At 67.6% G+C, this 12,786-nt stretch carries 15 protein-coding genes and 1 pseudogene; 9 read left to right on the forward strand and 7 right to left on the reverse strand.

All coding sequences use genetic code 11. From position 1 onward, the window contains the following. Positions 1–7: 7 nt before the first annotated feature. Complete coding sequence (locus ACXDF8_RS07410; protein WP_457222596.1) at positions 8–1,018, forward strand: DUF4331 family protein; 1,011 nt, start codon at positions 8–10, stop codon at positions 1,016–1,018. Here ACXDF8_RS07410 and ACXDF8_RS07415 read toward each other — a convergent pair. Together ACXDF8_RS07415 and ACXDF8_RS07420 are read right to left on the reverse strand one after the other, a co-directional pair. Next, entirely contained in the window at positions 1,015–1,581 is a 567-nt protein-coding gene (locus tag ACXDF8_RS07415) for a chorismate mutase (protein WP_457222597.1), read from the reverse strand. The genes ACXDF8_RS07410 and ACXDF8_RS07415 overlap by 4 nt on opposite strands. Before the next feature lie 23 nt (positions 1,582–1,604). Next, the gene (locus ACXDF8_RS07420; RefSeq protein WP_457222598.1) at positions 1,605–2,681 is read right to left on the reverse strand and encodes a S1C family serine protease; all 1,077 of its coding nucleotides are present in this window, start codon (positions 2,679–2,681) and stop codon (positions 1,605–1,607) included. 184 nt (positions 2,682–2,865) lie between these two features. Here ACXDF8_RS07420 and ACXDF8_RS07425 point away from each other — a divergent pair, with 184 nt between their 5' ends. The 5 genes from ACXDF8_RS07425 (at position 2,866) to fdxA (ending at position 5,873) form a co-directional block, all read left to right on the forward strand. Then, complete coding sequence (locus ACXDF8_RS07425; RefSeq protein WP_457222599.1) at positions 2,866–3,069, forward strand: hypothetical protein; 204 nt, start codon at positions 2,866–2,868, stop codon at positions 3,067–3,069. A gap of 168 nt (positions 3,070–3,237) precedes the next feature. Then, on the forward strand, positions 3,238–4,092 hold the full coding sequence (locus ACXDF8_RS07430; RefSeq protein WP_457222713.1) for a cyclopropane mycolic acid synthase family methyltransferase: 855 nt from the start codon (positions 3,238–3,240) through the stop codon (positions 4,090–4,092). A gap of 182 nt (positions 4,093–4,274) precedes the next feature. Beyond that, entirely contained in the window at positions 4,275–4,823 is a 549-nt protein-coding gene (locus ACXDF8_RS07435; RefSeq protein WP_457222600.1) for a hypothetical protein, read from the forward strand. A gap of 4 nt (positions 4,824–4,827) precedes the next feature. Beyond that, positions 4,828–5,397 carry a lipoprotein LppJ family protein gene (locus tag ACXDF8_RS07440; RefSeq protein WP_457222601.1) on the forward strand — a complete coding sequence of 190 codons (570 nt, stop codon included), beginning with the start codon at positions 4,828–4,830 and terminating at the stop codon, positions 5,395–5,397. A gap of 131 nt (positions 5,398–5,528) precedes the next feature. Then, positions 5,529–5,873, forward strand: a complete 345-nt coding sequence (fdxA, locus tag ACXDF8_RS07445) for a ferredoxin (protein WP_457222602.1) — start codon at positions 5,529–5,531, stop codon at positions 5,871–5,873. 1 nt (position 5,874) lies between these two features. On the opposite strand, the gene ACXDF8_RS07450 is transcribed toward fdxA, so the two are convergent. Next, positions 5,875–6,240 carry a carboxymuconolactone decarboxylase family protein gene (locus ACXDF8_RS07450; protein ID WP_457222603.1) on the reverse strand — a complete coding sequence of 122 codons (366 nt, stop codon included), beginning with the start codon at positions 6,238–6,240 and terminating at the stop codon, positions 5,875–5,877. A 269-nt stretch (positions 6,241–6,509) separates the two neighbouring features. Between ACXDF8_RS07450 and ACXDF8_RS07455 the strand changes: the two genes are divergently transcribed. Beyond that, a complete protein-coding gene (locus ACXDF8_RS07455) occupies positions 6,510–7,718 on the forward strand; it encodes a DUF7159 family protein (protein WP_457222604.1) in 1,209 nt (402 codons plus the stop codon). A 157-nt stretch (positions 7,719–7,875) separates the two neighbouring features. Beyond that, positions 7,876–8,631: a L,D-transpeptidase gene (locus ACXDF8_RS07460; protein ID WP_457222605.1), complete on the forward strand. Its 756-nt coding sequence runs from the start codon at positions 7,876–7,878 to the stop codon at positions 8,629–8,631. A gap of 22 nt (positions 8,632–8,653) precedes the next feature. Here ACXDF8_RS07460 and ACXDF8_RS07465 read toward each other — a convergent pair whose 3' ends face one another. The 4 genes from ACXDF8_RS07465 to ACXDF8_RS07480 are packed head-to-tail and all read right to left on the reverse strand — an operon-like array spanning position 8,654 to position 11,936. Beyond that, complete coding sequence (locus ACXDF8_RS07465) at positions 8,654–9,328, reverse strand: sterol desaturase family protein (protein WP_457222606.1); 675 nt, start codon at positions 9,326–9,328, stop codon at positions 8,654–8,656. Further along, positions 9,325–10,059 carry a FadR/GntR family transcriptional regulator gene (locus tag ACXDF8_RS07470; protein WP_457222607.1) on the reverse strand — a complete coding sequence of 245 codons (735 nt, stop codon included), beginning with the start codon at positions 10,057–10,059 and terminating at the stop codon, positions 9,325–9,327. The genes ACXDF8_RS07465 and ACXDF8_RS07470 overlap by 4 nt, the downstream gene beginning before the upstream one ends. A 54-nt stretch (positions 10,060–10,113) precedes the next feature. After that, complete coding sequence (locus tag ACXDF8_RS07475; RefSeq protein WP_457222608.1) at positions 10,114–10,659, reverse strand: YceI family protein; 546 nt, start codon at positions 10,657–10,659, stop codon at positions 10,114–10,116. After that, positions 10,656–11,936 (reverse strand): cytochrome P450, encoded by a 1,281-nt coding sequence (locus ACXDF8_RS07480; RefSeq protein WP_457222609.1) that lies wholly within the window; start codon positions 11,934–11,936, stop codon positions 10,656–10,658. The genes ACXDF8_RS07475 and ACXDF8_RS07480 overlap by 4 nt, the downstream gene beginning before the upstream one ends. Before the next feature lie 267 nt (positions 11,937–12,203). Between ACXDF8_RS07480 and ACXDF8_RS07485 the strand changes: the two are divergent. Further along, positions 12,204–12,783, forward strand: a pseudogene (locus tag ACXDF8_RS07485) (SDR family NAD(P)-dependent oxidoreductase). Positions 12,784–12,786 lie beyond the last annotated feature (3 nt).

Raw genomic sequence — 12,786 nt, forward strand, 5'->3', positions numbered from 1 at the left:
GCCTCAGATGTCGAATCACTTCACCGGATTGAGCCTCGGTCCGCCCCTAGGCGATCAACGCCTGGACCTGTGCGACCTCTACGCGTTCCAGTCGCCCGCCGACCCGGCCCGCACGGTGCTCATCCTCAACGCCAACCCGAATGCCGACGCGTTGCACCCCGAGGCCATCTACCGGCTGGCGATCGACAACGACGGCGACCTGCGCAACGACATCGCGTTCAGCTTCGTGTTCTCCGAGCCGGTGGACGGCCGCCAGACCGTCGACGTGTTCCTGGCCGTCGGCGACGAGGCCGAATCTCCGCTTCCCTTGGGCGAGAAGATCTTCGAGGCCGTCGAGGTGTCTTTCGGTCCCGAGCCGCACATCGCGACCAGTGGTAGCTTCACGTTCTTCGCCGGCGCCCGCAGCGACGCGTTCTTCTTCGATTTCGACGGCATCAAGAACCTGTTCGACACCACCGGGGGCCGCAACTTCACCGCGCCGCATCTGGGGGGTGAGTCGCCGTGGACCGGCCAGGACTCCAACACCGAGGCGAATGTGTTCTCGATCGCCGTCGAGCTGCCGACCGCCGAGCTCGGCGCCGATCCCGACATCCGGATCTGGGGGCGGTGCAGCCTGCGGCGCGACGGCGAGCTGGTCCACGTCGACCGGGCCGGGCATCCGTCGGTGAGCAGTTTCTTCAACACCGACGACACCAAAGAGGAGTACAACGCCAGTGTGCCGGTGCACGACCGGGAGCGCTGGATCGAGCAGTTCATCCACTTGATGGGCCACACCGGTGACTACAGCCGCGAGGAGGCCATCGAAGCCATCGACACCGAGGGCACGCTGCCCGACATGCTGACCTTCGACCCCGCCAAACCCGCGAAGTACCCGAACGGCAGGGTGTTCACCGACGACGTGATCGACTACCGGCTGGCGTTCCTCACCAAGGGTGACTGCCCGCCGACCGGCCTGTCACCGCACACCGACACCCTCGAGGTCTTTCCTTACCTGGGCCCGCCGCACCCGAAAAGCTAGGCGCCGCAATACGACCGGGTGGCAACGTCGAGCGCCGCGCGGTAGAGGTCGTCGAACTGCCGCGCGGTGGCGACCCCCGTCTTGGCTGTGCCGAGCGCGTCGAGGCATCCCGGCGAGTGCAGCACCGGCCACTGCAGCGCGATCTGGGTGACCATCGTGTGGTTGAGGCCGTCGATGACCGAGCGGGAGGACGCGAGTTCAGGTGCCGACGTCGGCGCCGTGGCGGGATCGAACTTCCAGCCGGCGAACCTGCTGTACTGGATGCCCTCGGTGGCGTCGATCTGGTCGGTGAAGACATCGGTGACGTAATCGCCTGACACGCCGTTCGATTCGGCATCCTTGGCGACCGTGGCCAGCACCTGCTGCACCCTGGCCGGGTCGGTGATCGGGCCGCCGGTCAGCCACTTGTTGGCGGCCACGGGATCAGCGGTCTGCAGCCGCTGAGCCGCAGCGTCGACCAGGTCGTGTAGCGGATCGGCAGGCTCGGCTGCGGCCGGGCCTGCCAGCGCGATGGCCAGCACGCCCAGCGTCGTCGCGGCGCCGAACGCCAGGGCAGTGCTCACCCGATCGTTCTTCAGCACGCGGCTCAGCCCACCGGGCCGGCGGCCAGGACCAAGGGGGCGCTGCGGGGATTGCCGTCCCGATCCAGCCAGGTCAGAGTGATGCTGTCACCGGGGCGGTGGGCGTCCATCAGATTGGACAGATCCGATGCCGAATTGATCGGGACACCGTCGACGGCGGTGATCACGTCGCCACCGGCGAGGCCGATGTTGCGGGCCGGGGTGTCCGGGAGGACCTGGCGCACAACGGCACCCGGCGGCCCGCCGTTGACTGCGTCGGCGATGCCGACCCCGATGAAGGCGGTGTCGCCGATGTGGACGGTGCCGCCGGCGACCCCGGAGCGGATCTGATTGGCCACGCCGAGAGCGCGGTCGATGGGGATCGCGAAGCCCTCACCGCCCCGCACGCCACCCATCCGGTAGGTCAGTGTCGCCGCGACATTGACGCCGACAACCTCGCCGACGCCGTTGACCAGAGGCCCGCCCGAGTCTCCGGGCCGCACGTCAGCGGCCACCCGGATCAGATCGGACAGCTCACGCGAACCACCGCCCGACTCGTCGGACGCCCGGACCGAGGCACCCAGCTGGGTGATGCTGCCCGGGGAGAAGCTCGGTGCTCCGCCTGCCCCGCCGGCGTTGCCGATCGCGGCGATCGGATCGCCCACCGCGAGGTTCGACGACGTGCCCAGCGACGCCACCGGCAGGTCCGCGGCACCACGCAGGCGCACCAGCGCGATGTCGTTGGTGCGGTCGTAGCCGATGACGTCGACCGGGTAGGTGCGGCCGTTGGCCAGGCTGGTGGCGTTGATCTGGGTCGCGCCCTCGATGACGTGGTTGTTGGTCAGCACTTCGCCGCTGGGATCGAGCACGATCCCCGTGCCCGCCCCCACCGCGCCCTGGTATTCCAGGGTGGTGTTGATATCGACCAGCCCCGGGGTTACCTGACCCAGCACCGCGGACTGGTCGAGTGGGGCCAGCGGAGCCGGCAGCGCGGGTGCCGGCGCAGCGTGCGCCGGTGCCGCGAGCAGTCCCCCGACCAGCAGAAGAGAGGCCCCAAGTGCGGGCAGCCGGCGGGCATGGCGAAGTGGATGCTGTGCGTCCATAGCTCAACTTTGCCTGAAAAGCGGCGCATATGGCACTCGGATGGCATTCACGCGCGTGGAACGTTGCTGAGCGAAGTATCACTGTTTGGTGGGTCACACATGTGGGCAGTCCATGCAGAGCGTCACATCGGTCCCCGAGGGGAACCGGCAGATCGGCTCCCGCAAGGCCAGAAGGGAACGCATCGTGAGCACCCCGCAGATCACGCCGGACGACGGCGCTAAGGCCAAAGCCAAGGAGATGGCCAAGGCCTACGAGGACCGGCCGACGGCGGCACTTCCCGGCTCGAATGGGGCGGTCACCGGCGCCGCCATCAACGAGTGGCTCGACGATGGCGGCCAGCCGATCTACGGCCGCGACGACGACAACGGAGGCCCCACCTACGGGTGAATCACAGCGCCCACACAGTTTGCTCAACTGTGGCGCTATTCGGAAGTCACGTAAAGTACAGGCGTCACGTCACCAGGGGAGTGTGACCGGTTTCGCGGGGGTTGAGCCGGGACAGACGCTAGAACAGGATCCGGAATTTTGTCAGATACGCCCGCACACGCCGCGCCCATGATGCCGCGCTTCGACGATGTCCAGCACCACTACGACCTGTCCGACGACTTCTACAGGTTGTTCCTCGACCGCACGCAGACCTACAGCTGTGCCTATTTCGAGCGCGACGACATGACCCTGGAAGAGGCGCAGATCGCCAAGATCGACCTCTCGCTCGGCAAGCTCGGCCTGCAGCCAGGGATGACGCTGCTCGACGTGGGCTGCGGCTGGGGCGCCACGATGATGCGAGCCCTGGAGCGCTACGACGTCAACGTCGTCGGGCTGACACTGAGCAAGAATCAGGCGCTGCACGTCCAGCAGCTATTCGACGAATCGGACAGCCCTCGGACCAAGCGAGTCGTGCTCGACGGCTGGGAGCAGTTCGACGAGCCGGTGGATCGCATCGTGTCGATCGGGGCCTTCGAGCACTTTGGCTTCGACCGCTACAACGCGTTCTTCAAGATGGCCTACGACGCTCTGCCCTCCGACGGAGTGATGTTGCTACACACCATCGTTCAGCCGGGCAACGAAGAATTCAAGGCGCGCAACATGCCGATCACCATGCGGCACCTGAAGTTCTTCAAGTTCATCTTGGACGAGATCTTCCCCGGCGGCCGGTTGCCCAGCGTGGCGGTCGTCGAAGACCACGCGACCCGCGGTGGCTTCACGGTGAACCGCGTGCACCCGCTGCGTCTGCACTACGCCCGCACGCTCGACCACTGGGCCGCCGCACTGGTGGCCAACGAAGAAGAGGCCGTGGCCCTGCAGTCGCGTGAGGTGTATGACCGCTACATGAAGTACCTCACCGGATGCGCCGAGCTGTTCCGCGACGGCTATACCGACATCTGCCAGTTCACCCTGGCCAAGGGCTGACTGCTCGCGATCAGCCCCTGGCATCACCACATCGGGCGATACGGGTGCACCGCTGGCCCTTCCCCCGAGTGGGCCGATGCGGTGGCAGTCTCGACGTTAGAGGTTTGCCGAGTCGCAGTCCCGGGCCGGAGGTCCGCAACCGGTAGGGACTTTGGTCCATTCCACGGTGTTAGCATGCCCGCGTGGCCGGGGTGGCCGGTGAGGAGCTCGACATGGTCCGCGCGTTGACGTTCGCCGGTGCGGTGCTGGCGATCGCCCTGGCGCCGGTGACAACACCGGGCAGTGCCACCGCCGATTCCGGCACGGTCTACATGTTCGGCCGCTGCTACGACCCGAGTCAGCCGCTGGAACAGCAACCACAGCGGGTGGTCTACGGGTGCGACTCGACGAATGTCATGCAGGACATGACCTGGACGTCGTGGGGCGCCGACGGTGCGCGCGGTACCGGAACCGACAATGCCGTTGAATGCCAACCGAATTGCGCCCAGGGCCGCCACCTCTACAACCCGATCGTGGTGCACGCCTGGAACCCGCTGCCGGCGGGCGAGCCGGGGTGCCCCGCCAATGCTGAGTTCTTCGCCGACTTCACTGTCGCCTACCCCGCCGGTGTGCCGCCGTGGGTGGTCCCGGGGACCGCGTGGGGCTCGGATGTGCAGTACGTCTACGTCGACGGCATGCCTGCCGTGCACTACTTCGACCAGCGGCCCTTCAGCTGTACCCCGCTGACCTGAGGCCATGCCCGCCCCGCCCGGCCTTCGCTCGAGACCCGCGGTGCTGCTCATCGCGGCGGCACTGCTGATCAGCCTGGTGATGGGGCTCAGTTTCATTGCGCTGCACCGGTTCCGGGAGCTGCGCGGCCCAGCGGTCGAGCCGGTCGCCGACCCGCTCAGCGACGAACAGAGCCGACTGCAGGTCGTGACACCGGCACGCGAGATCGTCGCAGGCAGGGCACTCGCGCGGGTGAGCGCCAGTTATCTGCTGGTGTCGTGTAAGAACGCCGACGACCCGCCCTACCAGGGCGCGATCTATCTCAACTTCGACGCACCCGCGGTGACCGAGACACCCCGGTTCTTCCGGTCACTCGCCTCGTCGATGACGGCCAGGGGCTGGACAGAGGGCCTGGCGCCGAATCGGCATCCGGGTGGGCGAACCTTCACCCGCGACGGGGTGGCCGTCATCTTCTACCGCAACCCCGACCTGGTCGACCGCGCCACCATGCAGATCTACGGGCAGTGCCGCAACACCACCGACCATCGGATGGACACCACCGGGTGGGTGGACGTCACCGCGGATCTCACTCGCTGACGTCCGTCCACGCGGCATCCATACCCCACCAGCCGGCCCCGCACCGGTCCCGCGAAATGGGGACTTTGGTCCCCGGCGCGGCGGGCCTTCGACTCGTGTCTGGTACGGCTGGTAACAGTTAGGCTGCGGTCATGACCTACGTGATCAGCAGTGCGTGTGTCGATGTCAAGCACAAGGCGTGCATGAAGGAATGCCCGGTGGACTGCATCTATGAGGGCGACCGCACCATGTACATCAACCCCGACGAGTGCGTGGAGTGCGGGGCCTGCCGGATCCTGTGCGAGGTCGACGCGATCTACTTCGAGTCGGACCTGCCCGAGGACGAGAAGCGGTTCCTCGCCGACAACGCGGCCTTCTTTACCGAGGTGCTGCCTGGGCGGGACGCCCCGATCGGAAATCCGGGAGGCTCTTACGAATTCGGCGCGGTGGGGGTGGACACCCCGATGGTTGCCGCTCTGCCGCGCCAGCAGGACTGACTCAGGTCGAGGTGGGCGCCGCCGCGTCTGCGAATTCACAGAACGCGTCATAGGCGCGGGCGCCGTAAATGGTGGCCGGTCCGCCGTGCATCATGATCGCCACGCCGACGGCCTCGGCGGCCTCTTCCTTGGTGGCTCCGGCCTGCACGGCCCCGCGCGCATGGGAGGCGATGCACCCGTCGCAGCCCTGCACCACGCCGACGACCATCGCCATCAGTTCCTTGACCTTCGTATCCAGCGCGCCCGCGCCGAGAGTCGCGCCGCTCATGTCGTTGAACGCGCGGTAGACATCGGGAATCATCTGCCGCAACGCGCGGTGCTGGGGCCGCAGATCGTCGAGAACTTGGTGGTAGTGGCCGTGGTCCATACCTCGACCATATACCGGGCACCGTATGGTGAGCTGGCTTTTCATCCGCCTCAGCCGTGGGTGTGGCCGTTATCGCATCGTCGCCTTACCGCGACCGCCCCGCGCTCGCTCGCTGGTATTAGCCACTGCGGGTAGGCTCCTCGAAGGTCGACGACCACCACGCTGTCCGGTTCACTTCCGGCGCTCTCGGCGACGTACCGCAGCCAGACCCCGCACGGGCCGCGGCGCGGCGTGCGTGGCGGCAAGTCAGGGCAGAAGAGGAGCACTAGTTGGACACCGTCCTGGGACTGTCGATGACACCCACGACCGTCGGACTCGTCCTCGTCGAAGGCGACGGGATCGATGGCGCCACCAAGCACCATGACGCGTTCGAGGTGCGCCGCGGCGGATTCAGCCCGGTCACCACCTCGGAGTTCGTCGCCGAGGCGCTCTCCCGCACCCAGGCCATCGCCGGGGGCCAGCGACTGCAGTCCATCGGTGTCACGTGGAGCGACGACGCCTCCCTCGAGGCATCGCTGCTGCTGGACTCCCTGGCCGACTCCGGTTTCCGCAATGTGGTCCCCATCCGGCTGCCGGAGGCCACCGAGGCGTTCGCCCGCGGCATCGGCGCGGTGATCGGCTCCGAGGTCACCGCGGTGTGCGTCGTCGAGCCGGAGGCGGTGGTCGCCCTGGTGGTCGACTCGGGCCAGGAGGCGGTCCAGACCGCGGTCAACTACGACCTGCAGACCGAGCAAGATCTCATCGCCTGGTTGTCGGATCTGCTTGCCCGGCCGGGCTGGCAGCCCGACGGCCTAGTGTTGCTGGGCTCGGGCGACGAGTTCGACGTCATGGCCCGCGAGCTCGAGCAGATTCTGGGCATCCTGGTACTCGCGCCGGCAGAGGCCGAACTGGCGCTGGCCCGCGGCGCCGCGCTGGCGTCGGTGAACAGTGTCGGTCTCCTCGACGATCCGTTCTTCGCCGTCTCGGCGGTCGCCCCCGCCCCGCGTCGGGCTTCGGCCGCTCAGCGGGCCCCCATGGCCCTGCTCGTCGGTGGCGTGGTGGCTTTCGTGGTGTCGTCCTCGGTGGCCGTCGGCCTGGAGTTGGTGCCCGAACGTACGACCCCGACCGTGCACCGCGACGTGGTCAACACCGCGGAGACACCCGCGCTGAAACCGGCGGCGGTGCCACCCGCCGCCCCGCCAGTCGAGGCGTTTCCGGTTCCGCCGCCCGAGCAGTCTCTGCAGGCCCCGCCTCCCGAGTCCCTGCCCGAGCCGGCCCCCGAACAGGTCCAGGACACCGCCATCACGATGGATCCGGTCGAACCCGCACCGCAGGACCCCGCCCTGGCCGCACCCGTCGACCCGGCAGCGGTCCCGCCGGTCGACGTCGGCGCACCGCCTGCCACCGTCCCGCCGGTCACCGAGAGCAAGCCGTCGCTGCGGACGCGGATTCTCGAGCGCCTGCAGGGCCTGCGTTCGGACCCCGCGCCCGCCGGCTAGCTGGACGGATTTCGCTGTCGTCCCGCGCTGGGGCCGTCAAGCTCACCTGGTTCACCGCAGTTGCCGCAGCTGGCCGCATGTTCCGTGTGCGTCGCCGCCTCGAACGCCTCACGCCATCTAGACTGTGACTTTGCTGATCGCCCAGAGGACGGGACCCATGGCCAGAGTAGTTCGCCGAGTACTTGCCGCCGCCGGCATCGCCATACTGGCGCTGGCGGCGACCGCGCCGACCAGTATCGCGGCCATCGCCCCGTCGGTCGGCGGCGCCACCGTCGCGTCGGTGTCACCCACCAACGGACAGCTCGTCGGGGTGGCACACCCGATCGTGGTGACGTTTACCGCGCCGGTGACCGACCGGTCGGCGGCGCAGCAGACCATCTCGGTGACTTCCCCAGCCGACGTGTCGGGACGGTTCGAGTGGCTCGACGACACCACCGTGCAGTTCGTGCCCGACCAGTACTGGCCAGCGCACTCCGAGGTCACGATGATGGCCGGCGGCATCCCACGGACCTTCGGGACCGGCTCGACCGTGCTGGGCGTCGCCGACATTTCCGCGCACACCTTCACCGTCAGCATCGACGGCCAGGTGGTCCGCCAGATGCCCGCTTCGATGGGCAAGCCCAAGCACCCGACTCCGGTCGGCAATTTCGCCGTTCTGGAGAAGCAGTCCTCGGTGGTGATGGACTCGCGCACCATCGGCATCCCGCTTAGCGACCCGGAGGGCTACAAGCTGACCGTGGCCGACGCCGTGCGGATCACCTGGGGCGGGGTGTACGTGCACTCGGCGCCATGGTCGGTCGGATCGCAGGGGTATGCCAACGTCAGCCATGGCTGCATCAACCTGAGCCCCGACAACGCGGCGTGGTACTTCGACCAGGTGCACATCGGTGACCCGGTGGTCATCAACGCGTGACAGTGTTGCGGCGCAAAGCCGTTCAGCGAGAGCTGGGCAGATGTTGCGCGTGCAAGTTCTTAGCGGTGGGCGAGCTCGCGACGGTCGCGGGATCGGGATAGGTGCGCAGTAGCCGGTCGGCCGTGCCTGGCGTGGTCACGCCGAACCAGTAGTGCTCGTTCTTGAAGTGGTGCAGCCGATGGTCGCGCCGGATCGCCCGGTAGAGAGCGGTTTTCGGCTTGTAGTCGGTGTGCACCAGGTAGTGGCACCACTCGTAGCCCAGACCGAAGGCCAGGATCGCCACCAGGAACGTCAGTCCCATGGCGGTTCGCGGGAACACCCACAGTGCGATCGCCGTCGCCGACACCAGGGCCCCCATCACCGACGGCAGCGGGATGAACACCAGCGCGACGTCGCGGGGGGCGACGTGGTGTTCGCGGTGCTTGCGCGCGAGCAGTGGATCGAGGGTCAGCCGGCCGATCCGGCGCGGACGCCAATGCAAGACGAAAACGTGAATCATCCACTCGAATAACGGGAATGCCGCTGCTGTCAGCACCGGCACCAGGGCGTCGACGGGACGCCAGTCGCCGACGGCGATCCGGGCGATCACGGCGGCGGCCAGTCCGACGGCCAGTAGCCAGGGTGAGGGGTGACGCCAGAACTCGCGGGCGGCCTGGGTCAGCGTGACACCGGGACGGGGGCGTGGGGATCCGCTCATTGCTGCTCTCCCAGGGATTCCTCCAGAGCGGTCAACGCCGTGCTCAGCGCGGTGGTCGCCGGCTCAAGCAGGTCGTGGGCCGCGGCGGCGGCCGTGGCCGGCTCGCCCGCCGCTATGGCCGCTGCCAGCGAGCGGTAACCCTCGATGTGGCCCACTTCAGCGGCCATCATCGCCGGCAGCGCCGGCAGCGCCGGTTCGTAGGCGGCTCGTAATGTGTTGAACATCAACCGGAATGCGATGGAGTCCGCGCCGTCGACGACGTGATCCCAGAACGTCAGGGCGTGCAGCTGCTGCTCGATCGGGTCCTGCGCCGCCGCCAGCGCCGCGATCGACTCGTCGAGCCGGTCGGCGAGTCCAGGTGCCTGGCGCTGGGCGGCAAGCTCGGCCACCTTGGGACCGTTGTGCAGCCGGGCCGCCAGGATGCTGCGGGCCACCGCAGGGTCGAGGTTCCCGCTGCGCAGCAGCAGCCGGGGGAGCAGGTCGAGCCCCCCGTGCCGGCGGAAATCCCGCACGGTGGTGGCGTCGCCCTGACGGACCTCGACCAGGCCGGCCGCGGCGACGCGCTGGAGCGCCTCGCGTACCGCGGGCCGGGACACCCCCAGCACCTCGGCGAGCCGACGCTCGCTGGGCAGCGGTTCGCCGGGCTGCATCTCGCCGCTGAGGACATCGGCGAGGATCTGGTCGAAGACCTCTTCGGGGACCGACCGGCGGATGACCTGCTGCAGTGCCATTCACTCAGCATGAACCGGGTACCAGCCAGAGGTCAAGTGGTCATACCAGTGTTGTTACTTGGGGTGTCGCGCGGTGAAGCGCAGCGTCACCTCGTCGGCAACTTTCATCGTGCCCATCAGCAGCGAGTATGGCTTGACGCCGAAGTCGGTCTGGACCAGGGAAACCTCGGCTGACATCGTCCAGATCCCGCCGGCGTCCTCGACTGCCAGGTCGACGTCGCAGGGCCGGGAGGTGCCATGGATCTCGACCGCTCCGTCCAGGCGGTAGCCGGCGGTCGATGTGGCGATGGTCTCGGTGGCGAAGCGGATCTGCGGGTATTTCTTGACGTCCAGCGCCTTGAGCGCATTGGCGCGGACCACGCTCTTCTCCGGCCCCGACAGCGGCGTCACCCCGCCTTCGCCCTTGATCACCTGCAGCGAGTCCACGTCGACGACCAACTCGGCGGACTCCGGTTGGCGGCCGCTCCAACGCACGTCGGCCCGCCAGGACGCCATTGCGATGGTGAGCCGGTGGCCCATCTTGGCCGCGGGGCCGGCGACCCCGGTGAGAATTTGCAGTTCGCCTTCGGCGGCGGTCAGAGTCCAGGCCGTATCGCTCACGTTTCGACTGTATCGGCATGCACCGCAGGGCTCTTGCTCGCGTTCGCGCCGGTGTAGGCCACCTGCCAGTGTTTGATGCCGTTGAGCCAGCCCGACCGGAGGCGCTCCGGTTTGGCCAGGGGAGTCAGGTCGGGCATGTGATCGGCGATCGCGTTGAACATCAGGTCGATGGTCATCCTGGCCAGGTTGGCCCCGATGCAGTAGTGCGCACCGGTGCCGCCGAAGCCGACGTGCGGATTGGGATCGCGCAGGATGTTGAAGCTGAAGGGATCCTCGAAGACGTCTTCGTCGAAATTCGCCGAGCGGTAGGACATCACGACCCGCTGGCCCTTCTTGATGGTCACCCCGCCGAGCTCGGTGTCTTCCAGCGCGGTCCGCTGGAACGACGTCACCGGAGTCGCCCACCGGACGATCTCGTCGACCGCTGTTTTCGGGCGCTGCGCCTTGTACAGCTCCCACTGGTCGGGGAAGTCGGTGAAGGCCGTCATGCCGTGGGTGATCGAGTTGCGGGTGGTCTCGTTGCCGGCCACTGCCAGCAGGATCACGAAGAAGCCAAACTCGTCGTCGGAGAGCTTGTGCCCCTCGACGTCGGCCTGCACCAGCTTGGTCACCAGGTCGTTGCGAGGATTAGCGGTCCGGTCGGCGGCCATCTGCATGCCGTACATGATCAGCTCGCCGGCTGCACCCGTCGGGTCGTTGCGGGCGAACTCCGGATCGGCTTCGCCGACCATTTGATTGGACCAGTCGAAGAGCTTCTTGCGTTCGTCCTGCGGGACGCCCATCAGGTCGGCAATGGCCTGCAGTGGCAGCTCGCAGGAGACCTGTTCGACGAAGTCGCCGGACCCCTGCGCGGCGGCGGCCTTGACGATCGCCTCGGCCCGCGTGGCCAGGTCGGCGCGCAATGTCTCGACGGCCCGGGGGGTGAACGCGCGGGAGACGATCTGGCGCAGATGGGTGTGGTGCGGGGCGTCCATGTTCAGCAGGATGAACTGGCCAGTGTCCTTGTGCGACACCGCTGAATTGTCCGGATAGCGCGGCAAGGCGGTGTTCTCCAGGCTGGAGAAGATGTCGCTGCGCCGCGAGATCTCCTTGACGTCCTTGTGCTTGGTGACGACCCAGTACCCGTCGTCGTCGAAACCGCCGACATCTCTCGGTTGCTCGTTCCACCAGACGGGCGCAACCCGGCGCAGCTCGGCGAGTTCCTCGACGGGCAACCGTTCGTTGTTCAGGTCGGGATCGGTGAAATCGAAGCCGGGGGGCAAGTTGGGGCTGACCATGAACAGTGCACCTTTCGTATGAACTTGTCTAGTGCCCGGTGTTCCATGCCTACACCACGCCCGGAACACTGCGTGGCGCCTTTTGGAAACTGGCAACTGAAACGTGTTCCATTCGGGTTGGGCTAGTCGCGCAGCGCCTCGGCGGCGGTCAGGTCGAGCGCGGTACCGAAGCTGGTCACCGTGCAGATGACCCGTAACAGCACCCCGTCGAGCAGGGCGGTCACCGAGGCCTTGCAGGGCGGTGCTGATCAGCCGGACCGTCGTCTCCTGCCCGGCCGAGTAGAGATTGGCCGCGACCCGGGCCACGTCCCCGGGATCGGGCACCGAACCGTCGGGGAAGGTCGCCGCGGCCATCTCCGACAGCACGTCACCGCGCGGGTTGGCGCGCCGGTCCTCGATCTGAATCCCCGCAACGCGGAGCACTCCTACGTCGCCGACGTCACCGACCGCGCGCAGATCGACGCCGCGCTCGCCGAGACTCGCGCGGCGCTGGGGCCGCATCGTGAACATCTCGTCGTCGAGCATGCATTCCGGTGTCCCGTACATGTCGGCCTATGTCGCGGCCAAGTCCGCGGTCGACGGCCTCACCAAAAGCCTTGCGCTGGAATACGGTCCGCTCCTCATCACGGTCAACGCGGTGCCGCCGGGCTTCATCGACACTCCGATGCTGCGCAAGGCCGAATCGCGCGGGAACCTCGGGGACATCCAGGCCAACATCGACGCCACCCCGGTGCGCCGGATGGGCAGGGCCGAGGACATCGCCGCGGCATGTGCGTTCTTAGTCTCCGCGGAAGCCGGCTACATCACCGGACAGATTCTCGGCGTCAACGGTGGGCGCAACCCCTGAGCG

This window comes from Mycolicibacterium sp. CBM1 (genome assembly GCF_054073305.1).